The organism is Okeania sp. SIO2C2 (genome assembly GCF_010692625.1).
In the GTDB taxonomy this organism is placed as follows: Bacteria; Cyanobacteriota; Cyanobacteriia; order Cyanobacteriales; family Microcoleaceae; genus Okeania; species Okeania hirsuta.
Map to the genome: position 1 here is coordinate 64,688 of NZ_JAAHGM010000030.1, position 25,478 is coordinate 90,165.

At 37.1% G+C, this 25,478-nt stretch carries 15 protein-coding genes and 1 pseudogene; 5 read left to right on the plus strand and 11 right to left on the minus strand.

Features of this window, described 5'->3' with window-relative positions:
* Positions 1 to 25: 25 nt before the first annotated feature.
* The 4 genes from rlmB to carA form a co-directional block, all read right to left on the minus strand.
* On the minus strand, positions 26 to 889 hold the full coding sequence (gene rlmB, locus F6K18_RS21885) for a 23S rRNA (guanosine(2251)-2'-O)-methyltransferase RlmB (RefSeq protein ID WP_287524003.1): 864 nt from the start codon (positions 887 to 889) through the stop codon (positions 26 to 28).
* A 912-nt stretch (positions 890 to 1,801) separates the two neighbouring features.
* Positions 1,802 to 2,203, minus strand: a complete 402-nt coding sequence (locus F6K18_RS21890) for a Mini-ribonuclease 3 (protein ID WP_287524006.1) — start codon at positions 2,201 to 2,203, stop codon at positions 1,802 to 1,804.
* A gap of 250 nt (positions 2,204 to 2,453) precedes the next feature.
* Positions 2,454 to 2,831 (minus strand): STAS domain-containing protein, encoded by a 378-nt coding sequence (locus tag F6K18_RS21895; protein ID WP_124142647.1) that lies wholly within the window; start codon positions 2,829 to 2,831, stop codon positions 2,454 to 2,456.
* A 302-nt stretch (positions 2,832 to 3,133) separates the two neighbouring features.
* Positions 3,134 to 4,294, minus strand: coding sequence for a glutamine-hydrolyzing carbamoyl-phosphate synthase small subunit (gene carA / locus F6K18_RS21900; RefSeq protein ID WP_287524009.1), 1,161 nt, complete (start codon positions 4,292 to 4,294; stop codon positions 3,134 to 3,136).
* Positions 4,295 to 4,860: 566 nt separating this feature from the next.
* Here carA and F6K18_RS21905 point away from each other — a divergent pair.
* Positions 4,861 to 5,490 carry a retropepsin-like aspartic protease gene (locus F6K18_RS21905; protein WP_287524012.1) on the plus strand — a complete coding sequence of 210 codons (630 nt, stop codon included), beginning with the start codon at positions 4,861 to 4,863 and terminating at the stop codon, positions 5,488 to 5,490.
* 473 nt (positions 5,491 to 5,963) lie between these two features.
* Here F6K18_RS21905 and trpD read toward each other — a convergent pair whose 3' ends face one another.
* Complete coding sequence (gene trpD / locus F6K18_RS21910) at positions 5,964 to 7,031, minus strand: anthranilate phosphoribosyltransferase (protein ID WP_287524042.1); 1,068 nt, start codon at positions 7,029 to 7,031, stop codon at positions 5,964 to 5,966.
* A 348-nt stretch (positions 7,032 to 7,379) separates the two neighbouring features.
* On the opposite strand from trpD, the gene F6K18_RS21915 reads away from it, so the two are divergent.
* On the plus strand, positions 7,380 to 10,364 hold the full coding sequence (locus F6K18_RS21915) for a PAS domain S-box protein (protein WP_287524015.1): 2,985 nt from the start codon (positions 7,380 to 7,382) through the stop codon (positions 10,362 to 10,364).
* A gap of 570 nt (positions 10,365 to 10,934) precedes the next feature.
* Here the strand turns inward: F6K18_RS21915 and F6K18_RS21920 are convergent.
* From F6K18_RS21920 to grpE, 6 genes and pseudogenes are all read right to left on the minus strand, one after another.
* Positions 10,935 to 11,112, minus strand: a pseudogene (locus tag F6K18_RS21920) (IS1 family transposase); the annotation flags it as partial.
* A gap of 404 nt (positions 11,113 to 11,516) precedes the next feature.
* Positions 11,517 to 12,629, minus strand: a complete 1,113-nt coding sequence (rsgA, locus tag F6K18_RS21925) for a small ribosomal subunit biogenesis GTPase RsgA (RefSeq protein ID WP_287524018.1) — start codon at positions 12,627 to 12,629, stop codon at positions 11,517 to 11,519.
* A 416-nt stretch (positions 12,630 to 13,045) separates the two neighbouring features.
* Positions 13,046 to 13,315: a sulfurtransferase TusA family protein gene (locus F6K18_RS21930; protein WP_287524020.1), complete on the minus strand. Its 270-nt coding sequence runs from the start codon at positions 13,313 to 13,315 to the stop codon at positions 13,046 to 13,048.
* A 383-nt stretch (positions 13,316 to 13,698) separates the two neighbouring features.
* The gene (dnaJ, locus tag F6K18_RS21935) at positions 13,699 to 14,826 is read right to left on the minus strand and encodes a molecular chaperone DnaJ (protein ID WP_287524023.1); all 1,128 of its coding nucleotides are present in this window, start codon (positions 14,824 to 14,826) and stop codon (positions 13,699 to 13,701) included.
* Between the two features lie 1,167 nt (positions 14,827 to 15,993).
* Positions 15,994 to 18,027, minus strand: a complete 2,034-nt coding sequence (dnaK, locus tag F6K18_RS21940; protein ID WP_287524026.1) for a molecular chaperone DnaK — start codon at positions 18,025 to 18,027, stop codon at positions 15,994 to 15,996.
* A 365-nt stretch (positions 18,028 to 18,392) separates the two neighbouring features.
* Entirely contained in the window at positions 18,393 to 19,109 is a 717-nt protein-coding gene (gene grpE, locus F6K18_RS21945; RefSeq protein WP_287524029.1) for a nucleotide exchange factor GrpE, read from the minus strand.
* Between the two features lie 951 nt (positions 19,110 to 20,060).
* Between grpE and F6K18_RS21950 the strand changes: the two genes are divergently transcribed.
* The 3 genes from F6K18_RS21950 (at position 20,061) to F6K18_RS21960 (ending at position 24,926) form a co-directional block, all read left to right on the plus strand.
* Positions 20,061 to 22,232, plus strand: coding sequence for a GspE/PulE family protein (locus F6K18_RS21950; protein WP_287524031.1), 2,172 nt, complete (start codon positions 20,061 to 20,063; stop codon positions 22,230 to 22,232).
* A 60-nt stretch (positions 22,233 to 22,292) separates the two neighbouring features.
* The gene (locus tag F6K18_RS21955; RefSeq protein ID WP_287524034.1) at positions 22,293 to 23,396 is read left to right on the plus strand and encodes a type IV pilus twitching motility protein PilT; all 1,104 of its coding nucleotides are present in this window, start codon (positions 22,293 to 22,295) and stop codon (positions 23,394 to 23,396) included.
* Between the two features lie 396 nt (positions 23,397 to 23,792).
* The gene (locus F6K18_RS21960) at positions 23,793 to 24,926 is read left to right on the plus strand and encodes a type II secretion system F family protein (protein WP_124142658.1); all 1,134 of its coding nucleotides are present in this window, start codon (positions 23,793 to 23,795) and stop codon (positions 24,924 to 24,926) included.
* Positions 24,927 to 25,478: the final 552 nt, after the last annotated feature.

Consider the following 25,478-nt stretch of genomic DNA (forward strand, 5'->3'; position numbering starts at 1 on the left):
TCTATTTTTTCAATTATATTTTTCACTACATACGCAAACTTTTTGACCAGCGTTGTCTATAGATCTCATAAAGGGCTATACCAGTTGCTACTGATACATTGAGACTAGGTGTATTTCCTGACATTGGTATAGATACTAAGGCATCACAATTTTTTTGGATCAGAAGGCTTAAACCTTCTGCTTCACTACCAATCACTAGAACAATAGCTCCTGTAAACTTTACAGTATGAATAAGATCCCCATTGTCAGCTACAGTACCATATATCCAGAATCCCTCTTTTTTCAATTCTTCCAAAGCACGACTCAGATTAATAACTCTGGCTACCGGAAAATTTTCCAAAGCTCCTGCAGCAACTTTTGTTACAGTCGAGGTTATTCCTACTGCTCGTCTTTGTGGAATAATTAAACCTTGTATTCCCAAAGCTTCTGCCGTCCGAATAATGGCTCCTAAATTATGGGGATCGTTGAGACCATCAGCTACTAACAATATAGGTTGCTCGGTTTTAGATTTAGCTTGAGAAATTAGTTCGTCAAGCTCTTTGTACTCGTAAGGGGATATTTGAGCAGCAATACCCTGATGATTTTTTCTATGGGTAATTTGATCTAGGCGTCTATCATCTACTTCATCTATGATCGTACCTCTGGTTTTAGCCTCATTGAGCAATGTATGAAACCTGGGATCGTATCTTAGTGGCGAAATAACCCAGATGCGGTTTAAGGAACGCTCACTTTTGAGGGCTGCTTGTACAGTATGTCGTCCATAGATTAGATCGTCATCTTCCCTTGTGGCCTCTAAATTATCATTGCTTGACTGCCTACTTTTGAGTTTAATTGATTTCTGTTTTTGGGGTTTGTCTTGATAGTTAAATTTTGAAGGTTTTATAGGCATAGCTCATATCAAATCTAATTTTATTCTTAATACAGGGGGCATAGGCCATAAGGCCCCAGGTAATATAAATACCTATGCAAAATTAATTTAACATTTGTAAGTAGATACCAGGGAGTAGGGAGTAATATTATGTGCCCCCTCCGGGGGAGCTACGAATTGCGGATAATTACTTATAATTTCTGATAATTACTTATAGTAAAGTTTTTGTTTGTAGTTTTGCTCTAGCCCTTGCAATACTTATATTATTGCTCAAGCAAAACTACGAGCCTAATTATAAGTGTTCTACCGAACATATTATAAAAACTACTCTAAAGGCTAATTTTAAAAGTAATGGTATTTACAAATTACTTAAGTTTTCGAGCGAAAATCACTATTTGTTGTACATTAACCGGATAGGGAACAGAAAATATATCTTATACCAAATCTCATGCAAGAGCAGGGAGTAGGGGAGTGGGAGAGATGAGAAGACGGGAAGTGAGAAAGAAACCGAAATACATCCTCTCTCTTGGTCGATTGGATATGTCGAGGAGACCCGCTCTTGACTAAGAGTGATCCGCTCCGCTTTACATGTTGCGGAGCAAAACGCCATCCCTTGACCGCTTTCTTTTAATTGGAGTTGAGGTAATAACAGCTGACATCATTAGGTAATTTGTCCTAAGTTCAATCAATACCATTACCGTTGCAGGACGGCTTTGTTGCATGAAAGTGCTAGAAGCATTATAAAACAAGGGTTTACCAATAAAACAGATAAATGAGAAAGTGCTGTCCTGTAAGGGTTTCAGGATATTAGTGCAACAAAGCCTTGCAGGACTACCAAAATTTGAAAAAGAGTAGGGAAAGAGTATATTTAGGTAGGATTTGGGTTTCTGTTTTTACCCCTTTTAAATTAACCTTTTTAATTCTTTCTATTCTTTAATCTAATTTTATATAGCCTAGTAATTGATTTAATCGTTGAGGATCTGTTAAATATAAGTAACCAATTAAAGCTTCTAAACTGGTAGCCTGTTGATAAACTTCTGGGTCTAATCTTTTCGGTTTCCCAAAAGCAGCGTTGCGTCCTCGCTTGAGAATATCTAACTCTAAACTAGTAAGATGAGGTTTTAAATTATGTAAATGATGAGCTTGACTCTCTGCTCTAACTTGCGCTACCACCAGTTGATGATAAGACCGCGATCGTTTAGCTGGTATTAAGTAGTAGCTCCGAACATACAATTCATAAATAGCATCCCCCAGATATGCCCAAGCTGAGGGTGTAGTTTTTTGAATTTCTGTTGGTGTTAGTGCCACAAGGTTTAATTGTTGCAAACCGATCATTCTCCTTGTTAGACCAGCTTTTCTACTCGATAAAATATTAATTGTCTTTCTTCTAATATCCCCGTAGAAAAATTTTTGCTTAACTTAAGTTTTAATTTCTATTTAACAAGACAGGCCAAATTTTGTTTTCACAATCTTTCTAGTTTTTTCCATCTCAATCAGGCTTGACCAACTCCCGTCTCGCCCTTTGATTTTTGACGGGAGATAGCATCTATAGCTATATTAAACAGTCGGTCATTGCCTAGCCTTGTCAAGAGATCTTGACATTCTCTATAGCTTCATCTAATGAAGAGCGTAAAGACAAAAATTTCTCTAAACGAACCAATTTAACAGTTTGATTGACACGGGCATTGGAAACTATTTGCAACGTACCTTCTTCATATTGTTTGGTATGCTTTACCAGTTGTACGAGTGCTCCTAACCCAGAGCTATCAACAAAGTCTATTTTGGACAAATCCAAAATAATGTTTTTTGGCCCTTGATCGATTTTTGTCTTCAGCGTTTTGTTAAAAGTACCTTCTGAAAAGGCATCTAGTAACCCTGTTAGGCGGAATAGCTGATAGTTATTCCTCTCTTCATGAGTGCATCTCAGGCTAACAGTCAGGGCTAATGGCTTAGGCTCAGGAATAACACCCTCCTAGCTTGATTTTGCATAAGTCGAATATCAATTATACTTTTTTATGTAAAATTTGTCTACTCCTAAAGATCACTTATTTTGAAAGACAAATGATGCAAAAAAAAATTGTACAATAGAGTTGTTGGGAAATAACAATTGAACAATGCTCAAAACCTTATAGAATAAGCTGTTCATGATTCTAGGGCTGAAAAACGCTATAAACTTTGACCAATAAGGGTTTTAGCCATTTTTTTAGCTTAATTCCCAACAACTCTAATTTAAGTAAGGAATACACAAAATTTGCAGGCAAAATCCTACTTTGATTTCGAGGCTTTAGCTTTCCGCTCATCTTGCATTACCTGGACAAAACGTTCAAACAAGTAATCAGCATCGTGGGGACCGGGGCTGGCTTCAGGGTGGTATTGTACTGAGAACAAAGGTAAAGATTTATGTCGTAAACCGGCAACAGTTTGGTCATTCAAGTTAAGATGTGTAATTTCTACCTCAGTAGCTAAAGAATCTGGATGAATCGCAAATCCATGATTTTGACTTGTAATCTCCACTTTTTGCTGTAAACCTGCTGGCTGATTGAGACCACGGTGGCCAAACTTTAATTTAAAAGTGTCGGCTCCTAAAGCAAGACCGAGGACTTGGTGTCCCATACAAATACCAAAAACAGGTTTAGATGATTTAAGTAACTCTTTAGTAGTCTCAATACCTTCAGTCACAGCAGCGGGGTCTCCTGGGCCGTTGGACAGGAAAATACCATCAGGGTTATACTTGAGAATTTCTTCTGGTGGCGTATTAGCAGGAACAACTACAACTCTACAACCATAGCTAGCTAAACGTCTTAGGATATTTTTTTTCACTCCAAAGTCAATGGCCACTACTGTATATTGTTCTCCACTGTAACCAGAAACAGAAGGATTAAACTCCCAAGCTGCATTAGTGGGTTCAGACCATTGATAAACTTCTTTAGTTGTTACTCCCTGAACTAAATTCAATCCTGCCATACTAGGGGCAGACTGAACTTTTTGTAGCAATTCAGTTGGGTCTAGAATTTCTGTAGAAATTGCCCCATTCATTGCTCCTAAAGTCCGAATTTTTTTGGTCAAAGCACGGGTATCAATACCATAAATTCCAGGAATTTTATGTTCTTGAAGATACTCTAACAAAGATTGAGTTGAGCGCCAGTTACTAGGACGTGGACAAATATTACGAGCGATCGCACCCTTGATTTGTGGCTCATTGGACTCTTCATCTTCAGGATTTACCCCTGTATTTCCCAACTCTGGGTAAGTGAAAGTAACAATTTGCCCACAATAACTAGGGTCTGTCAGAACTTCCTGATAACCAGTCATTCCTGTATTAAATACTACTTCTCCAATAGTAGTTCCAGGGGCACCAAAGGAAAAGCCTTGGTAAGTAGTTCCATCTGCTAGTACCAGTAATGCAGGTTGAGCTGAAATTGACATTTTAATTCCTCTCAATTAATTAGTATTTAAAGATAGCCTCAAAATATCTACTTAGGTTTTGACACTCTCACCCTTAAATCAGAGATTATAAAGGGAGATTCTTGTTTTACAGATTCGTAAGCTTGGTAACAAATCAAATAAACTGAGTTGTACCCTCCGCCAGACCATCTTCACAAGCTTTTGATCATGCGGTGTGCCCCACCGCTATTAACTCTCTATTTATGATACTGGATTGATTCGCTACCGCTCAATTATTGGCTGATTGAAATTCGCACTGGGGGTGTCTGCGTGGATTTCCCGCGCAGTTTATACACCCAATCTCACCGCTAAATTAAAAATTATAGTGGCTCGATATCTTTCAAGATTATCTGATAGAGAATATATGAACTTAACAACAAATGTAGTAGTAACAAGTACAGATTACACTCACTATTCAAATAAGATAAAATTAACTTAAGCCATTAAATACTACAGTAAATAAATAGTTAAAATTCTTAAAAAATTTAGTAATTATGATCGACAATTATTCACTCCATAACTCTAGTAATAGAAGTCCGGTAAAGCAGATGAAATCAAATACTGAAAAAAAGCAACAGGTCGAAACAAGATTTGGGCAAATACAATCAATATTGCTGACAACATTACTTTCTATAACAGGATTTTGCCGCCTTGGTTATACTGCAGTTGCGATCGCCCAAGAATATCCAGGATGTTTTCTGGTTGATGAATTTGGAAATAGGAGAGATTTAACAATATCAGTTTGTGGTCTGTTTCCAGAAGAGTTACCTGAAGAAGTATCAACTTCGAGTACCACAGAAGGAATATACGAAATTCCGATTAAAAGTCGTCGGGGTGGTACTCCTGTAATTGATGTTACTTTTAATGGTAATCAAACTTATGAAATGATCTTAGATACTGGTGCTAGTTCTACTTTAATTACTCAAGAAATGGCAACAGCTTTGAAAGTTTTGCCTTTTGAGCAAAGAACTTTTACTTTAGCTGATGGTAAAAATGTAGAACTAGGAGTTGGTATCGTCAGTTCTATTTCTGCTGGAGGTTTAACAATTAACCAGTTTAATGTTGCTGTTGCTCCAGCAGATAAAGAAAAGGGTTTGCTAGGACAAAACTTTTTTGGTGGTTATGATATGACAATTAAGGAAGATGTAGTGGAGTTACGAGCACGTTCTAATAGCTAATTTCATGTCTGTTAAGGGGGGAGTCAGGAGTCATTTCAGTTATCAGTTATCAGTACCTCCTACTGAAGTAGGAGGCTTGAAATACTGAATCTATTTTTTTTCATCCCCTTGAAAGGGGAGGCTTGAGACCTTATTTTTTGGTCAGGATGGAAGAACAGGAGGTGGTGGTGGTGCATAGTAATGTGTGTGGGGAGTGTAGAGGATGTAATATCATGTCCGGATAATCAGTGATAAAAAAACCTTTTCCCTTCTAACCTTTTCTTTCCTTCTGCCTTACCTCCTCCAAAGTGTAAGTATTTAACCGAACATGATATTACATATTCAGCAAAAATTCATCCCTCAGTTCAGCAACACCAAAATATTTGTTTGAGTTGCTTGATAATACCACTCAACTGCGTCTACAGTAGTAAGTATAGAAGGCTGGTAAGCTTTTTCAGCCTACCTAACCTACCACCTAAAACCTAAAACCTTCTTCAATCATTTAAGAACTTAACTAACTGCTCTAACTTCAACCAAGCTGCTCCACTCTGGAGAATATCTTTAGCTTTGGCAATACCTTCTGCATGAGCTTCTAGTGGTACAACACCTGCTACTTGTAGCGCTAGAGAACTATTCAAAGCAACTACATCTGTCTGTGCAGAAGTCCCCTTACCTTGGAGAACATTCTGTAAAATTTCAGCATTTTTTTCTACCTCCCCACCCTGTAAGGCACTTATGGGAGCCAAATTTAATCCTAAATCTTGGGGGTTAACGGTTGTCATTCGTACCTCACCATTAGATAAAATAGCCAGATCCGTAATATCCCCCAAACCAGCTTCATCTAGTTTTTCTCTGCCGTGGAGAACGATCGCCGATCCTACCTCCAATATTCCTAAAGCTCGAGCTATAGTTTCTACTAGATGAGAATTAAACACTCCTATGACTTGACCTTGAGGACGTAAAGGGTTAACTAAAGGACCTAAAAGATTAAACACAGTTCGTACTTTTAAAGTGCGACGTAGAGGAACTACAGATTTCATTGCTGGGTGCCAACCTGGTGCAAACAGAAAAGTTACTCCTACCTCAGATACTGCGGATATTACTTTTTCCGTGGGAGCGCTCAAACGTATTCCCAATGCTTCCAATACATCAGCAGAACCAACTTTACCAGAAGCAGAACGGTTTCCATGTTTAGCTACTGGCACTCCGGCCGCAGCTACGACAAAGGCAACAGCAGTAGAAATATTGAATGTTGAAACTCCATCTCCCCCAGTACCACAAGTATCAATGACTGGATATTTGGAGTTGGTGATGGGAACAGAGCGATCGCCATCTTCTTTTGTCAAGGATAAAGACTGTAATACTTTTGCCATACCTGCTAATTCTTCAGCAGATACACCTTTAGCTTGCAGGGCAGCTAAAATTGCTCCTGATAGAACAGGTGGAATTTCTTCTTGCAGCCATCCTTGCATTAAATTCGATGCTTGAGATGAAGATAAAGATTGGCCATCAAGTAACTGCTGTAATAAACTTGGCCATTCATTAGTAGAAGAGTTAATCATTGATATACCTTGTTGGTTTTGAGCAATAGAACCAGTCATATCTAAAAGTAAATATACATTTTTCCACTATCTAATTATCTTATGTTTATCTTGTATATATATCTTTGAAAAGAATATTTTCCACAATCAAACATAAGTCTACAAAAAAAAGCCAAAAGTCAAATACATTTATTTCCAACTTTCTCTACAGTAATTTTATTTTTAAGATAATGGTAACATATTTAAGCCAAAAAGTTATAAATATGTCAAGATATATAATAACTAAAAGGGTACATTAATTCAATAATAAACTTCTTCAGTAGGTAAAAATAGTTATATACAATTATCAATCTGGAACGGGAAATTTGAATGATTAATCGTCAGAAAAGCCAAGAGACATTACAGCAAATGGAAGATAAATATCACAGTATATTTGAGAATAAAGTTGTAGGAATTTACCAAACAACAGTTGAAGGAAGCTACATTAGCGCTAATGCTACACTAGCTCGCATCTATGGTTATGACTCTTCTACAGAAATGATTGCTGCATTGGCAGATATTAAAAATCAACTTTATGTAGATTCTCAGCGACGTGACGAATTTGTTGATATTTTACGAGAAAAAGGAGAAGTTTCCGAATTTGAATCCCAGATTTATCGCAGAGATGGTACAATAATTTGGATTGCTGAAAATGCCTGGGTAGTTCGCGATCGCCAGAAAAATTTTTTATATTATGAAGGATTTGTTGAAGATATTACCAGACGTAAACAGACAGAAGTTGCTTTGCAAGAAAACGAAGAAAGACAAAGATTATTAATAGAAAGTGTTCAAGATTATGCCTTATTTATGTTGGATGCTGACGGATATATAGTTAGCTGGAATTCTGGAGCAGAGCGTATTTATAAATATCAATACGAGCAAGTTATTGGTAGACATTTATCGACTTTTTATACTCAAAAAGATATTAAAAATCACCTACCAGAGAAAGAATTAAAAATTGCTCAAGAAAAAGGTAAATTTGTGAGAGAAAATATCTGTTTGAGGCAAGATAAAACGCAATTATGGACTAGTGTAATTACCACAGCTTTGTATGATAATAACGAACAATTACGGGGTTTTTCTCAAGTGACAAGAGATATTACTGAGAGTAAACAAGCTAGAGCTATCCAAACAGGATTAATTGCTACTATACAAGCTTCAGAAAAAAAGTTTCGCGATTTATATGAATCTACTCAAGATGCGGTTTTATTCATAAATGAACTAGGTTTTATTGATTGTAACTCTGCTGCCTTAAAATTATTTTGCTGCACTAATAAATCAGATTTATGTGGAAAACTCCCTTGGCAATTCAGCCCTATAAAACAGCCTGGAAAAGAAAATTCAAGTACGAAATTTCAACGTTATTTAGAAATAGCATTACACAGAGGCATAAGTCATTTTAATTGGCGATATAAACGTTTAGATGGTTCTGAATTTCCGGCAGAAGTTTTCTTAACTTCTATGAAGTTTGATGGTAGAGATGGTTGGCAAGCAGTAGTTTTAGATATTAGCAATCGGGTGTTAAAAGAAAAAACATTAAAGCAGGCAAATGAGGAGTTAGAAAAGAGGGTAGAAAAACGAACAGTTGAACTACAGGAGGTAGTTGAGCGATTACAGAAAGAGATATCTGAACGTCAACAAGTAGAAGCAAAGTTACGATTATCGGAGGAAAAGTTCTCAAAAGCATTTCGTTGTAGTCCCAACCCGATCAGTATTACTACTTTTGAGAATGGGCGGTTTATCGAAGTAAATGATGGTTTTTTGAAGATAATGGGTTATTGCCGTGAAGAAATAATCGGTTTGACTGCACAAGAGTTGAAAATATGGGTATATCCAGAAGCAAGAACTGAATTTATACAGAACTTACAACAGCAAGGAGTTGTAAAAAATCAGGAATACGAGTTCAGAGTTAAATCTGGTGCAATTAGAGTATGGTTGTTGTCTGCAGAGATTATTGATATTGGTAATGAACTTTGTTTGTTAACAGTTATTACAGATATTACTGAACGCAAACATGCAGAAAAAGCTTTATATGAAAGTCAAAGAAAATTAGCTACTTTAGTGAGTAATTTGCCAGGCATGGCCTATCGTTTTTGCAACGATCTACATCGAAGTGTGGAATTTGTAAGTGAAGGTTGCTATTCATTAACTGGTTACCGAGTCAAAGATTTTTTTGGTTCACAGAAAATATTTTTATCACAATTAATTCATCGAGAAGATCGACAACGTTTATGGAATGCTATACGGTTTGCTGTACAGGAAAATAAGCATTATCAAGTAGTTTATCGAATTACTACTAAAACTGGAAAAATTAAATGGGTTTGGGAACAGGGAATAGGAGTATTTTCGGAGTCAGGAAAATTAATAGCTTTAGAAGGTTTTATTACAGATATTACTGAGAGTAAAAATGCAGAAGCAGCACTAAAGCAATCTCGAAATGAGTTAAGACAACAAAAGCGAAAATTAGAAAATACTTTGCAAGAATTGAATGAAGCGGAGACGACTTTAACTAATAGTGAAAAGATGTCTAGTTTGGGTGAATTAATAGCAGGAATTGCTCACGAAATTAAGAATCCTATAACTTCTGTTTATGGAAATATAGTCCATTTGAATCATTATGTTCAAGACATGATGAATTTACTAAATCTTTATGAAGAATATTGTTCCGATCCACCAGATTACATTAAACAAGAATTTGAGGAGATAGATCTAGATTTTATGAGGCATGATTTGCCCAAGGTAATATCAGCAATGCAAATAGGGACAGAAAGAATTAGTGATATTGTGAGTTCTCTGCGCAATTTCTCTCGTAAAGATGACGTGAAAAAAACTCTGATGAGTTTTCATGATGGTATTAATGGTACTTTAGTAATTCTCCAAAATCGTTTTAAAGGGCGTGGAAAAAAACCTGAAATTAAAGTTCATAAGGAGTATGGAGAATTGCCTTTAGTAGAATGTTATGTTGGTATGATAAATCAGGTATTTATGAATTTGATTGGTAATGCTATTGATGCTTTAGAAGAGGCTTTTGAAAATGATAATTGCCAAGATAAAACTCCTACTATTAAAATTAAAACAGAAGCTACATCAGACAAAGTTACAGTGAAGATTATAGATAATGGTTTAGGTATGGATGAGGAAGTTAAGAAGCATTTATTTGAGCGATTTTTTACTACTAAACCGGCAGGGAAAGGTACTGGTTTAGGTTTGTCTATTAGTTATCAAATTATTGTGGAAAAACACAAGGGAAAGTTGAGTTGTATTTCTACCCCTGGTGAGGGAGCAGAGTTTGTCATGGAAATTCCGATTACATAGCCAGTATAATGTTTTGGTCAAAAGTGAAGTAATTTTTGATGATGTTATACCATTTTGAAAAAAAATGCTATAGTTATGCAAGATTTCAATGATTAAGTAATTATTAGGATTCAATAATGTTTTAAGCGATTATTAGCCAGTGATTGTATATTATTCAGCGTTGGTAATTGATGGGATGATTTATATTTTTGGGTAGCGCTCTGTAACCAACCTCAGTTAATCATTGGGGGATTGCCCCTACAAATTTCATCCTGTAATTTACCAACGCCGAAATACGGCGTTGATAAATGAAGGTATGATGAGGAAAGAATGCGTGCGCTAAACAGTTAGAAGTTTTTGAGTGAATGGTACAGGAATATCTCTGAATTTAAGAAGCGTGAATTAATAATTTCACTCTCATCTCCCAGCATAATTTCAGACTTAGAGTAATATCATGTCCGGTTGAACAGTTATAAATAAACGACGAAGGAGTCAGGAGTCAGGATTCAGGATTCAGGAGGGAAGAAAGAAGAAGAAGTAAAGAGAAACTTTTTTTTATAACTAATTATCCGGACATGATATAACCTACAAACCCATACCATTAACGTACATAGTTAGATATTCATGTTTTAGCTCATCTTTTGGAGCTTCTTTGTGTTTGATAACAGTCTAAAAACTGTCTTCGACAATCAACACAGATGTAATTCTGTTTTCCTTTGTTTTTTCCATTTTTGTTAACGTGAGTTGATTGGCATTCAGGACATTGCATTAAAGTTCACCTATAAGGACTTTTGGGAAACATTATACCCTAATATCAAATCCGCTCGGGTTCGGTATAAAAAAATTTTTCATCTTCATCCAAGAGCAAATGTTTCTAAATTTTCTTCCCTCCTGACTCCTGACTCCTGACTCCTGACTCCTAGATTAACTATCTAATTACACCGATGCTACCGGATTTGATATAATTTACCAACGCCATTAATTATAATACTGTAGGTTGGGTTAAGCGATCGCGCAACCCAACAAAAATATATTGATGTGGGATTTTATTCCTGAGATTGATGCTGGGTTTATCCTACACATAAACTGCGCTAACATTCCTTATATTTATGTAAGATTTAATTCCTAAGATTGATGTTGCGTTTCCCAAGTTCAACCCAACCTACAAAGCTACTAAAATTCATCGAATTCTTCGCACAAATCTTGTAACTGCTGATGCTGTAATCTTCTCGAAGAACGGCGATACTTTTTGCTAGCTAACTTAGGTTCCAACTTTTGTTCGCCGCCTGACTTCATTTTTGCCTTCCAGTTTGACTCAACATCAGGTTTTTGTTGCAAAGCTTCTTGATGCGCGATCGCCTCTTCTAAAAACATCAAATAATATTCATACCTATCCCAATGACCCCTGACCACACAGTTAGGTTCATCCCGATGCAAACAATCACTAAATTGACAACTTCCTGCTGTTAAATACTGTCGCACTTCTGGAAACAAATACCCTAACTCCAAAGGTTCGCACTCTAACTGTGGTTGATTAAAACCAGGCGTATCTGCCAATAAACCCCCAGTCGGTAGCTCAAATAATTCAACGTGACGAGTAGTATGTCGTCCCCGTGACAACTTTCCTGATACTGCAGCTACTCTTAAATTAACATGAGGAATCAAATAGTTAATTAAACTTGACTTCCCAACTCCAGAAGGACCAGAAATTACGGTAATTTTATTTTTCAGTTTTTCCCACAGAGAAGGCGAACTATTTTGTGCTATCCCCAAACCTACATCTGTTTCCAAACTAATACAAAATGGATCGTAACCCCACTGAGAAATTTTATTGCGCCATCTCCCTATTTGCTCTAGTGTGACAAGATCGCATTTATTCAAACATAAACATACCTCTAAACCTGTTGACTCCGCCTTCACTAAAAATCTCGTCAAAGCAACAGGGTCTAAATCTGGTTCTGCCATAGCAAACACTAACATTACCTGATTTGCATTAGCTACAGGAGGACGGTCTAATTCTGTTGTTCTGGGCAAAACCTCAGCAACAGCTCCTCGTCCACCTGTCCAGTCAGGATCTTCTATCACCACGCGATCGCCCACCATGACTTTCTGGCCAATTTTCTTCAATCGCGATCTGCGGGTACACAGGAGTTGGGTAAAATTTTCTGTAGTTTTTTTTACCAAATCATCTTTTGTATCGAGCTTAACTTGGTAAAAATTTGCTTGGACTGCGACAACTGTCCCTACCAAATCGTTATTTGTTTTTAAGATATCACCGCTCAACATAAACTTACTCAAAGGTCTGAAAGCTTAGTTGTTCGCAGTGGATCGACCACCACAGGGTTAAACGGCAAACCCTTTATTCCTTGGTTCAAGACATCAGGAATTACTTTTTTCATTATATTAAATGACCCATTTTGCTAATAACATGACGTTCAACTAGCTTCATACCTTAATTGTAGCTGATAACGACTCAATGGATAGACAACTGAACAAACTTATTTTAGTTTGATAGCTATAGCTATGAGTAAGTTTGATGAACTTTAGATAAATTTTACTTTTCTGTATTTACCGAATAATTAAGGTTTAAAGCCTCTCCTTTAAAGGAGAAACAAGAAAAGATTTTTATGATTAGTCAATCCTCTTCTTTTCAATAAGAGGTAATTCTAAATTCTTAATTCTTGAACCCTCTTCTGAACAACTCATACAACCGTTTCCGGACGACGTACTTTCAGGATAAAATATTCAGAGCGATCGCTTATTTCTTCTATTTGATAACCTTCTATTATCAAACTATCAGGTACTTGCTCTATTGGTTCTCCTGGATCTAGCCAAACTTCCAAAATTTCTCCAGGCATCATCTTTTCCAGGTGTAGTTTTGTCTTGACAAAATTAATTGGACAGGGAGTACCTCGCAAATCTATTTGGGCATCTGGTATTTTTTGCTGCTGGATTTGAGGTTGATAATCCATAATTTAATATTGTCTCTCCAATCTCTTAGTTTTTAATAGTATAGTTCCAATCAATTATTATCAGGAAAGACAGAGGGCAAGAGGCAGAAGGGAATTCTGACCGAATAATTAAGGATTAAAGCCTCTCCTTTAAAGGAGAAACGAGAAAAAATTTTCCTTTGAGCCAATCCTCTTCTTTTCAAGGAGAGGTAATTGTTAATAATTAATAATTAATTATTAATTGTTGAATCCTGTCCTCTCTCTGCCCGTGACCTAAGGGAACAAGGGTATAAAACCCCACGGTCTACACGGTGTCTACAATTGGTTGAGGTATAAAACCCTAACCAATTGTTCCTTCTGCCCTCTGCTATCTGCCTTCTGCCTTTGTTTATTCCCTTTCTTGATCATTTTTGGTGAAATAAGTTTCCTAAAAACCCTTCTATGCCACCTTTTCCTATACGATCGCCCTTAATGCTTGCCAGTTTTTCCAGCAACTCACGTTCTTCTGTAGTAATTTTTGTGGGAATATCTATTACTATTGTAATCAGATGGTCGCCACGGCTTACCGGATTACCCAATTTCGGTACTCCTTTATCTTCTAAAGTTAGAACAGTATTTGGTTGAGTACCTGCTGGAATTATTAATTCTGCTTTGCCATCAACTGTATTTATCTCCAGACTACAGCCCAAAATTGCTTGTAAATAACTAATTTTTATTTCAGATAGAATATTAATTCCATCTCTTCTAAACTCTGAATCTTTTTTGACCCCCAAGAAAACATACAAGTCTCCAGGTGGTCCACCCATCTTACCTGCATCTCCTTCTTTAGATACTCGTAACTGAGTACCATTATCCACCCCTCCTGGGATAGTAATTTTTATTTTTTTTGTCACCTCATTTTGCCCACGTCCACCACAGGTTGGGCACTTTTCTTCTATTATTTGCCCAGTACCATTACACGAAGGACAAACTGAAACTTGAGTAAAACTACCGAAAGGAGTTCTTGTTGCCCGGCGTACTTGGCCTTGCCCTCCACAAGTAGAACAAGTTTTGGGTTTTGTACCTGGTTTGGCACCCGAACCGTTGCAAGTTTCACAGACCTCTAAATGTTTGATTGTTAGTTCTTTATCCCCGCCAAATAAAGCTTCGTGGAAATCCAGATTCAGGTCTATGCGTAGGTCATCACCTCTCACTGGACCTGTACGCCTACGCCCTTGTGTCCCCATTCCTCCAGAAAATCCACTGAAAAAGCTTTCAAATATATCAGCGAAGCTGTCTGAAAAATCTGTGGAGAAACCTTGTGCTCCTGCTCCTGATACTCCTGCTTCCCCAAAGCGGTCGTAACGAGCTTTCATTTCTTGGTCTGAGAGAACTTCGTAAGCACGATTTATTTCTTTAAAGCGTTCTTCTGCTCCTGGCTCTTTGTTCACGTCTGGGTGGTACTTACGAGCCAAGCGACGGTAAGCACGCTTTAGTTCCTCTTTATCTGCTGTACGAGAAACACCTAGAATTTCATAATAATCGCTGGCCATAGAGCTGATTGCCTAGAATTAGTGTTAATATGTGTATTTTTTAAATTTTATCTTTGAATTACCCAACAGATACATCAAGCTCGGCAATTCCCAGCAAAAGTCGGGAAAACCGTTCATAGCAACGTGACGGCAGAACCATCAGCGTAGGAAGTATCTCGCAATGCTTTGAGAACAATTCCCAAAGCGCCATTCCCATCTTTCGGCATTGAGTGGTCGCAATGCTAACATTTAAAATGCTTTGAGCCTCCTAAATTTTTATGAAGACTACCGCCCGATCGTACAAGTTTTGGAAGTATATTCCTCAGTTACATTTATATACGGTTGCCCCTCGTTTTCAAGCGTGGAACTTAAGAGTTTGTTTGAAACAACAATATGCCCAATTTAGCATTTAGCGGACTTACGCACGAGAAAAGGTTTACGTTTTTTCTCTCTTGACTTGGCAACCTTATGGGATGACTCAAAAGTTGGGAGAAAGATAACGCGATACTCGTATGTGTTCATCTTATATTATTAGACTATTTACCTGAAATTGCCAGGGATTCTAAAATATAGTCAATACAACCTTACAGCTAGAGTTAGCTGCAAGTACTACATTATTATTTTATATTATTATATTATCAAAAATTTCATCCGCATTCTCATCAAACTCCAAGTAAGTTGCCAATTTAACGGCCACCTTATTATTATGGAGCAGGACTTTTTGCGACTGAAGATTAAAAATATCGAGCGATCATGTTATCTGACCTTAAATTTACCAATATCATATTTATCCCTACTCTACCACTTTAACATAGACTTTTTTGTTAATAAAAGTCTTACTCCAGTTAATTACCACATTATCTTTATTAGTCACTGATTTAATACCCCACTGTCAACTATGCTTTACCCATTCACATCTTTCTTAACATTTATTTTTCAAAGAGCAGGGAGAAGGATTTATTAATCTACTATCATAGATAGTGCTAAAAGTCAAGCTTCCTACTCTCCTCAAATATCAAAACCACTAACCAATAGAGCTTTCAAGATTGTAAAAAATTATGTTGGTGATGGTAAGCCGTCAACTGGGGTGCTTAAAATTACTTAGGGCGATCGGACACCAAGTTGCCGTTAGTTGACTATCCATAAGCAATTAGACCTTCTTTCTTCTTCCTTCTTCCTTCTTCAATGCTATAGGAATGGATTTTTTCCAAATTCACTCTCAGGTTCTTCAGTTGATTTTTCAACCTTAACTGAAGTGGCCTCCTTTTTAGTAAGATTACTATCAATTGGTGTATTAGTTTCTTCTTCTAAAGTTTCTTCTTCTGAGGTTTCTTCTTCTGTAATTTCTGAATCTAGATGAAGCTGAGTAATCTTCTCTTTTTCTGGTGAATCTATATTTTCACCCCCACTTTGGTCATATAAAGTTTCACCCAAAGCAAAAAGCTTTTTCCTGAATTCTTCAATGTGCTGATTTAACTGGTCATAATTATTTTCAGTTCTTGAGTTAATGAGAACTTGCTTGAAATGTTCATAACTTTCTTCCAGTTCTGTTGCTAACTTTTCATCAATAAAATCACCATGTTCTTTAATAGTTGCTTCGTAATTGTATAGAAGAGTATCTGCCTGATTTCTCAATTCTGCTAATTTTTGTTGTTGAATATCTTGTTCCGCATACATTTCTGCTTCTTGTTGCATTCGTTGAATTTCTGCTTCATTCAGGCCACCTGTATTACTAATTTCAATACTTTGTTCTCTACCCGTGCCTAAATCTAAAGCCTTAACTTTAAGAATTCCATTAGCATCAATATCAAAATTAACTTCTATTTGAGGTATCCCTCTAGGAGCTGGAGGAATTCCTTTCAGTAAAAACTTACCCAGACTTTTATTATCTTTAACCATTGCCCGCTCACCTTGAAGGACATGAATTTCTACAGAAGTTTGTCCATCTACGGCAGTAGAATACATCTGAGAGCGACTGGTAGGAATTGTAGTATTCCTTTCTATCACCTTGGTATATATTCCTCCCAAAGTTTCTAACCCCAGGGACAAAGGAATCACATCTAATAGCAAAAGGTCTTTAACTTCACCACTTAAAATACCAGCTTGAATTGCTGCTCCCGATGCCACAGCTTCATCTGGATTAACAGAAGTATCAAGAGTTTGAACGTTAAAATAATTACTTATTGCTGCTTGAACTGCTGGTATTCTGGTAGAACCTCCCACAAGAATAATTTTGTCTATCTTTTCCGGTGTCATACCAGCATCTTTCAGAGCTTGTTCCACTGGTTTAATCGTACTTTGAGTCAGATTTTTTACTAATTTTTCAAATTGAGCACGAGTTAATTGGGTCTCCAAGTGTTTAGGCCCTGTTTCATCAGCAGTGATAAATGGTAAATTTATATTAGTAACCTTGGTAGAAGAGAGTTCAATTTTAGCCTTTTCTGCTGCTTCTCGCAGTCTTTGTAGCGCCATTCTATCTGCTGATAAGTCTGTGCCTTCCCTATCTCTAAACTCCTCTACCAACCAACGGACTACATAATTATCAAAATCATCTCCTCCCAGATGGTTATTACCGGAAGTTGCCTTAACTTCAAATACACCATCTCCTAACTGCAAAATCGAAACATCAAAAGTCCCACCACCAAGGTCAAAGACCAAAATGGTCCGGTCTTGGTCTTGCTTATCTAACCCATAAGACAAAGAAGCAGCAGTTGGTTCATTGATAATTCGCAGTACTTCTAGACCAGCAATTGTCCCTGCATCTTTCGTCGCTTGTCTTTGTGCATCTGTAAAGTAAGCTGGTACTGTGATTACTGCTTGAGTAACAGATTCTCCCAAATATTTTTCAGCATCCTGCTTCATTTTTTGCAGAATCATTGCTGAAATTTCTTGAGGTGTATAATTCTTACCTCTTATCTGGACATTTACAGTATTATCTTTACCCTTAACACAGGTATATGGAACTCGGGAGCGTTCTTCTTCTGTATCGTCCCATCTTCTGCCAATAAATCTTTTGATACTGTAAACCGTATTTACTGCATTGGTTACTGATTGTCTCTTTGCTAGTTGGCCAATTAAGCGTTCGTTCCCTTTCGCAAATCCCACAATACTTGGTGTTGTACGCCCACCTTCTGAGTTGGAAATTACAATTGGTTTGCCCCCTTCTAAGACGGCCACACAACTATTAGTGGTCCCTAAATCAATGCCAATTACTTTTCCCATAGTGCTTCGGCGTTCTTAAATAGTCAAAATTCTTTTGAGTTTTCTTTGTTAAGTTGTATTCAGAACAAATCAAGTAATCTTGATAAGATTTAGATTGAATTTTTTACCAAATAATTAAGGTTTAAAGCCTCTCCTTTAAAGGAGAAAAGCGGTCAAGGGATGCTGAGGAAACCTAGCCAGATCCTATTGATCAAGATAATAAAAAATTTTCCTTTTAGTCAATCCTATCCGTTTTCAAGGAGAACTAATAATTAATAATTAATAATTAATTATTGAAACCTATATTTTTTTTGAGCTGATGTTGAATATTCTGAATACAACCTACCAAGTGTGGTGATTAAACAAAAATATATTGGAACTGCTGTTTAACCTTCTGGATCAGTTTGAGTTTCTTCTGTAGACTCTTCAGGTTCTGGAGCTGTTGCTACTTTTACCATGGCGTGTCGGAGGACACGATCTCCGAGAGTATATCCCCGCACTAACTCTTCTGTCACAGTTCCTTCTGGATATTCTGTTGTTGCTTCTCGCATTACTGCCTCATGTAGATTTGGGTCAAACTCTTGACCTTCTGGACGCATAGGAGAAACTCCCAGTCGTTTAAGAGTTTCTACCATTTGCTTATAGACAGTTTGATAGCTCTTGTGGATATTCATTTCTCCATCATTAGCTGGTTTAATCTGAGAACGAGCACGGTCAAAATTGTCAATTACTGGTAATAATTCGATGATTGTGGAGCACTTGACTTGTACATCCAGTTCTTCTTTTTCTTTTTGTGTACGTTTACGGAAGTTCTCAAAGTCTGCGGCTAGTCTTTTGTATTGAATATCTTTCTCTTCTAGCTGAACTTTGGTAGTTTCTACCTGAGTTTGCAGAGATTCATTTGCCTCTTTTAAAAGGACTATATTCTGTGACATTTGCTCGAAGTTTTGTTGGTCTGTATTTACAGAACCATTATCTTCAGATACTTCCTCAATATTTTCAAGTTTTTGAGATGAGTCTAATTCTGCGTTTGCCTCAACCACTTCCATATTTTCATGTATTTCTTGATTTGTTGTTTCTGCTGATGGTATCTCTCCTACCATTTAATTTTCTCCTGGATACTGACGGTTGTTACTGCTTTTAATTTTGCTTTTTTCCTCTGATTTATTCAGAATAAAAAGCACTATGGAAACACTGATTTTTAACTGGGCTATATAATTATTACCACCTTTAAACTTATTAGTTATCAGGTTTTTAGCGCCAAGCTTATAAGCTTAATATTAGCAAGTATAGTGGTTTATAGAAATTATAGGGTACTTAATTTTTTAGCAAAATACCTAACCAATTTCTTTACTAAAAAATTGCTAATATTACTAATTAAGTCTATGTCACAAATAAAATTATGGTTATCACTCTTAAAAAAACTTACTTATACTAAAGACAAAGACTCTTTTACAGATTTTAAACTAGAAAAGGTTAAGGTTGTTGAACTGGTCAACCATTAACATTAGTCTATTATATAATAGTTAGGATATTCTTTAAAATTAACATAGATTGCAATACTATATCAGTCACTCTGAAGTAGTTCCTGAGACCTCAACAATAAATAATAGGCTTTCCTAGTTATATGGCCTGATGTTTTTCGTAAACATTGTGTCCCTGGAGATTTCTTGACTCTAGTTTCAGATTATACCGAATTATTTCATATTAACCAAGACATTTTTCTGGTCGATATTTTTACTGGCTATAGCTGATTGTAGCTGCTATATCAAACAAAAGAGAAAGTATTTCTATGCTATGTGAATTAAATTGCTAGGGTTTTTACAGTAACATGGTAATTACTGGCCTTAATTCTAATTTAGGAGTTTTGTATAATTGTAGACTATCCCTAGATTAACTTAACTAAAGCTATTCAAATACTCACAGACACAATATTAAACCAGGAAACAGGAAATACCTAATCAGTAAACTAAGTTAACGACTTGTTAAGCTGGTGTAAATTTCATCAAAAACTTAGGGAATACTTAGATTCAGGAGAATTTAATTTATCAGTCATGGCCCAAACCTCTTCACGGAATTCACGCACCGCTATAGTTGCCCTTAGCAATCTTTCTCCTTTTGGGAATAAACTGGTTCAAGCAGGCTATGTCAACATTGAACAATTCCAAAAATGTCAAGTTGAAAGCCGTAAAACCGGTAAATCTTTGACAGATCTGCTCCAAGCTCTAACAGGACAAGCTTTACCTCCAGAATTACTGAGGCATTACAAAAAGCAGCAGCTATTTGAACTAATGATTTTCTATGGTGTAGCTGCCTTTGACCCAGAAATAACTCAAATTCTACCACAACAAGTATGTTATCTAATTGACACAGTAATTCCGATAGAAACTTGTCGTCGTAACCGAATTATACCACTATTTAGCCACGAAACTCATTTGGCAAATCAGTTAGTCCAAGCTGGCAAAATAGATAAAAACCAAATGTTAAAAGTTTTGACTCAAAGAATTGGTTCACAAGGTACATTCGTTGAGGAATTAGAGAAGTTTGCTGGAGATTCACTGCCGTCAAATTTGCTGAATGAACATGAAAAACAGCAACCCTTTGTGATGGTAGCAATGGCCGACCCTGATAACCTCCAAGCTTTAGATGAACTGAAAAATAAAATTCTCAGACATCGTGGATTAACTTTACAGCGTCTGGTCATTACTCCAGAAGATTATCAACACCTAATTAACTACTACTTAGACGAGCAAACGAAAAAGGACGCTGTTGCTGCGAAAAAGGCAGAAGAAAAAGAGTTAGAGCTGGAGTCAGGATTTTTTGAGACTCAGCAATTAGAAGAAGCTGAAGATGAGAATGCGGTAGAGGACATAGCACAAAGCATCTCTGAAGCTGAAGATGCTCCTGTGATTAAGGCTGTTAATGTAATTTTAGTGAAAGCTCTGACTGAGGGAGTATCAGATATTCATGTGGAACCCCAAGAGGAATTTATCAGAATTCGGATGCGTAAAGATGGGGTATTGCAAGAATATTTTCGGTTTCCGAAAAAAGTTATCCCAGCTATTACTTCCCGCTTCAAAATTATCGCTAACTTAGACATTGCTGAACGACGGCAAGCTCAAGATGGTCGTATTCGTAAAGTATTTAAGGGACGTACTATTGACTTTAGGGTAAATAGTTTACCTAGTCGCTATGGTGAAAAGATTGTTTTACGGATTTTGGACAGCTCTAGTACCCAACTAGGGTTGGATAAGTTAATTACAGACCAGGATACTTTGGCTTTAGTGAGGGAAACTGCTAGTCGTCCATTTGGATTAATTCTGGTGACGGGGCCAACAGGTTCTGGTAAGTCTACTTCTCTATATTCTGTCTTGGCAGAACGAAACGATCCGGGTATTAATATAAGTACTGCAGAAGACCCCATTGAATATGCTTTACCTGGGATTACTCAGTGTCAAGTGATTCGAGAAAAAGACTTAACTTTTGCTAATATCCTCCGGGCATTTCTACGACAAGACCCTGATGTCCTACTGGTGGGTGAAACACGGGATAAGGAAACAGCAAAAACGGCTATTGAGGCGGCATTAACTGGACACTTAGTTTTAACAACCCTACATACTAATGATGCAGCAGGGGCGATCGCTCGACTTGATGAGATGGGAGTCGAGTCTTTTATGGTCTCTGCCGCTTTGTTGGGTGTTTTGGCACAACGTCTAATGCGTAGGGTTTGTAGTGAATGTCGAATTCCCTATACTCCTGAACCTAAGGAGTTGACTCGCTATGGTTTAGTTCCTTCTCAGGAGCAGGATTATACTTTCTACAGAGCAAATACTATACCAGTTGAAGACCGCAGGGTATTGGCAGAAAGGGACGAACTTTGTAAAAAATGTGGTGGTCTAGGTTACAAAGGTCGTGTAGGTGTTTATGAATTTATGAAGTCTACAGAGCGACTACAAACTCTAATTACTCAAAGAGCACCTACAGAGCAAATTAAGGAAGTAGCAGTTGAAGAAGGAATGACTACTTTATTGCAGTATAGCTTGGATTTGGTGCGACAAGGTTATACCACTTTTGAAGAGGTGGAGCGGGTAACATTTACTGACTCTGGTCTGGAGGCAGAAATGAAACGCCAAGCTAAACAGAATCTAGTTTGTAAGTCTTGTAATGCTGAATTAGAGGCAGAATGGCGATATTGTCCATATTGTATGACACCCCGCTTTGAGTAGTTGAGGAGTAATTAACTTTTTAAGTATAGCAAATGCAACGTTTTTCGGGAGATTGAAATTATGTCTTTTATGATTGAAGATGTGTTGGAGTCCCTTGTAGAGCAGGGCGGTTCAGATATACATATCCAAGCTCGCGCTCCTATTTTTTTTAGAATTACTGGCCAACTTACGCCTCAGCCACAGTTTGGAGAAAATCTTGACCCACTGGAAGTGCAAAATCTGATTTTCCAAATGCTCAACAATATGCAGCGTAAGCATTTGGAGCAAAATTGGGAACTTGACAGTGCTTATGGTGTTAAGGGGTTGGCTCGTTTCCGTTTAAATGTTTATCGGGAGAGAGGTAGTTGGGCAGCTTGTATGCGTGCTTTGGCTTCTCAAATTCCTAATATTGATAAGCTTGGATTCCCGATGATTTTACGGGAGATGACTGAGCGACCAAGGGGACTTTTTCTAGTGACAGGGCCGACTGGATCTGGAAAAACAACTACTATGGCGGCTTTGCTAGATTTGATTAACCGTACCCGTTCTGAACATATTCTCACTGTTGAAGACCCTATAGAATATGTTTTTCCTAACGTTAAGAGTTTGTTTCATCAACGGCAAAAGGGAGAAGATACAAAAAGTTTTTCTAATGCTCTGAAAGGGGCACTTCGTCAAGACCCGGATATTATTCTGGTGGGAGAAATGCGAGACCTGGAAACTATTGCTTTGGCTAGTACCGCAGCAGAAACAGGTCACTTGGTATTTGGGACTTTACACACTAATTCTGCTTCTAGTACGGTAGACCGGATGTTAGATGTTTTTCCTCCAGAACAACAACCTCAAATTAGGTCGCAGTTGGCTAATTCTATTGTTTGTATTTGTAGTCAAAACTTGGTGAAAAAAGTTGGTGGGGGTCTCTGTGCTGCTCAGGAAATTTTGATTAATACTCCGGCGATCGCTAACTTAATTCGGGAATCTAAAAATGCTCAACTTTATTCTCAAATTCAGATGGGTAAAAAGTTGGGTATGCAGACTATGGAAATGTCTCTTGCCGATTTATATAAAGAAGGAAAGGCTACTTGGGCTAATGTGATGGCTAAAGCGGTAAAGCCAGATGAGTTAGAAGCTTTGATTGGTCCAGAACCTAAAGTGAAGGGAGAAAAAACTAAGGTTCGTCGTTAGATATTATTGAGCGATCAGTTGTCGGTAGTAGAGGAGTGAGGAGTATTAGAAGAACTTCATACAATCTTCCTTTCTCCATTCTACTGAGCAAAGTACTTTTGACAATCGTATGAAAAACAAACTTCTTGAGAGGTGGTAGGTGATAGTTAACGAAGTCAGAAGTCAGAAGTTGTTTTTGTAACGGGGATTTGAGTAAGCCTCCAAAAACATTTCGCCTTAAAAGGCAGGGTTACGCGACCCAATTATTTTGATCAAAGAGGTTTTTTCGCTTAAGGTCTGATTTGGAAACAGAGTAAAGCTAATGATAATTAAAAACTTTTTCAAAAGCAATTTAAAATCACGCCACCTAAGCAAATAGTTGTTTATTAAAGATTAAAAAAATGAGGAAAATAAACTATGACTAGCAATTTAGCCAGGAAAAAATCTAAAGGTGGATTAGAGGAACAATTAAAAGCATTTGAAGAAAAATTAAACGTCGCCCTTGCTACGATTACTGTTAAGGACTTAGCTGTTTTTGCACGTCAATTTGCTGCGATGTTTAATGCAGGTGTGCCGATGGTCAGGTGTCTTAAAGTATTACAAGAACAAAGCTCTAATTATAAGATTAAATATGCTCTAAAAATGATTAGTGCAGAAGTGGAAGAAGGCACTGAATTGTCAGAAGCAATGAGGAAACATCCTGCTTGTTTTGATGAGTTATTTCTGAGTATGGTGGCTGCTGGAGAGGTGGGTGGTGTCCTTGATGAAGTGCTTGAGCGTTTGGCAGTAATGTTGGAGAAAAATGCTAAGACTTTGAGTGAAATTAAGTCTGCTATGTCTTATCCAAAAACTGTTATGTTTATTGCTTTGGCAGTATTTTTTGGTATGACGACTTTTCTATTACCAACCTTTGCCAAAATTTTTGAAGAAATTGGTACTGAGTTGCCTGCTTTTACTGTTTTTATGTTAGGTATTAGTGCTTTTTGTAGAACTTGGCCTCCTATTCCTCAAGTAACGGCAATAGGCACAATTATTTTTATTTACGTTGTTTATACAATGGTTTATAAAACAGACCAAGGTAGGCTATTTTTTGACAAAATATTTCTGAAACTTCCTATTTTTGGAGATATTATTGAGAAGTCGGCAGTGGCTCGCTTTTGTATGATTTTTGGTACTTTGACTCGCTCCGGTGTACCAATGTTGAAGTCTCTAGAAATTGTGAGAAATGTGGCAGGAAATGCGGCGATCGCTGAGTCTGTTGAGTATGCAAGGCAAGAAATTCAAAGTGGGGGAATGATTAGTTTAGCTCTGCAAGAAAAGAAAGTTTTTCCTTCTTTAGCAGTTCAAATGATGGCTATTGGAGAGGAAACTGGTGAGTTAGATGCGATGTTGATGAAGGTGGGAGCTTTTTATGAACAAGAAGTTGAAGAAGCTGTTAAGTCTTTGACAAGTATGTTAGAACCTTTAATGATTGTTGTTATTGGTGCTATGGTTGGTGCGATTTTGCTTTCTATGTATTTGCCTATGTTTAAGGTATTTGAAGATTTGTAGAGTGAATTGAAGAAGGAAGAAGGAAGAAGGAAGAAGAAAGGACCGAAGTTGGAAAAAACTTACGTTGTCTGAGTTTTAAACTTTTGAACTTCTGCACCCTTTCCTTCGACTACTATAACAACTTGTATTCCCTACTCCTATCCTAATTTTATAGATAAACTAGCTCTATTTTAAATAGTAGAAAATTATAAGTTATATCATGTCTGTTGGTATCATTTGTGTAAAAGTTAGCGTGAATATCTACAGGGAATTTAAGTTTTTTTTCTTGCTCTTTCTTAAGCTTTTTTGCCTGTTCCCTGTTCCCTACCTTTGTTATACAATAGACATAGGCGTGATCATCAAAAATCAAATCAATTATCACACAGAAATTATCAATTATCTTCTCCTACTCCCTACTCCCTCTTTTCTGGAGAGGTCTAATACGGCTAAGTACAGGACAAAAAGTGGAGTGAGTCGAGAAAAGCGTCAAATTTGTGGTCAAGATTAGTGAAAATAGAGCGCAGATAATCAAAGCCTAGACGAAACAGACTCGACGGCTCGTCGTCCATGGGA

Bases quoted from the DNA above. Each gene is read 5' to 3' on its own strand.
- rlmB (WP_287524003.1), bottom strand. From the start codon at position 889: ATGCCTATAAAACCTTCAAAATTTAACTATCAAGACAAACCCCAAAAA.
- F6K18_RS21890 (WP_287524006.1), bottom strand. From the start codon at position 2,203: ATGATCGGTTTGCAACAATTAAACCTTGTGGCACTAACACCAACAGAA.
- carA (WP_287524009.1), bottom strand. From the start codon at position 4,294: ATGTCAATTTCAGCTCAACCTGCATTACTGGTACTAGCAGATGGAACT.
- F6K18_RS21905 (WP_287524012.1), top strand. From the start codon at position 4,861: ATGAAATCAAATACTGAAAAAAAGCAACAGGTCGAAACAAGATTTGGG.
- trpD (WP_287524042.1), bottom strand. From the start codon at position 7,031: ATGATTAACTCTTCTACTAATGAATGGCCAAGTTTATTACAGCAGTTA.
- F6K18_RS21915 (WP_287524015.1), top strand. From the start codon at position 7,380: ATGATTAATCGTCAGAAAAGCCAAGAGACATTACAGCAAATGGAAGAT.
- rsgA (WP_287524018.1), bottom strand. From the start codon at position 12,629: ATGTTGAGCGGTGATATCTTAAAAACAAATAACGATTTGGTAGGGACA.
- F6K18_RS21930 (WP_287524020.1), bottom strand. From the start codon at position 13,315: ATGGATTATCAACCTCAAATCCAGCAGCAAAAAATACCAGATGCCCAA.
- dnaJ (WP_287524023.1), bottom strand. From the start codon at position 14,826: ATGGCCAGCGATTATTATGAAATTCTAGGTGTTTCTCGTACAGCAGAT.
- dnaK (WP_287524026.1), bottom strand. From the start codon at position 18,027: ATGGGAAAAGTAATTGGCATTGATTTAGGGACCACTAATAGTTGTGTG.
- grpE (WP_287524029.1), bottom strand. From the start codon at position 19,109: ATGGTAGGAGAGATACCATCAGCAGAAACAACAAATCAAGAAATACAT.
- F6K18_RS21950 (WP_287524031.1), top strand. From the start codon at position 20,061: ATGGCCCAAACCTCTTCACGGAATTCACGCACCGCTATAGTTGCCCTT.
- F6K18_RS21955 (WP_287524034.1), top strand. From the start codon at position 22,293: ATGTCTTTTATGATTGAAGATGTGTTGGAGTCCCTTGTAGAGCAGGGC.
- F6K18_RS21960 (WP_124142658.1), top strand. From the start codon at position 23,793: ATGACTAGCAATTTAGCCAGGAAAAAATCTAAAGGTGGATTAGAGGAA.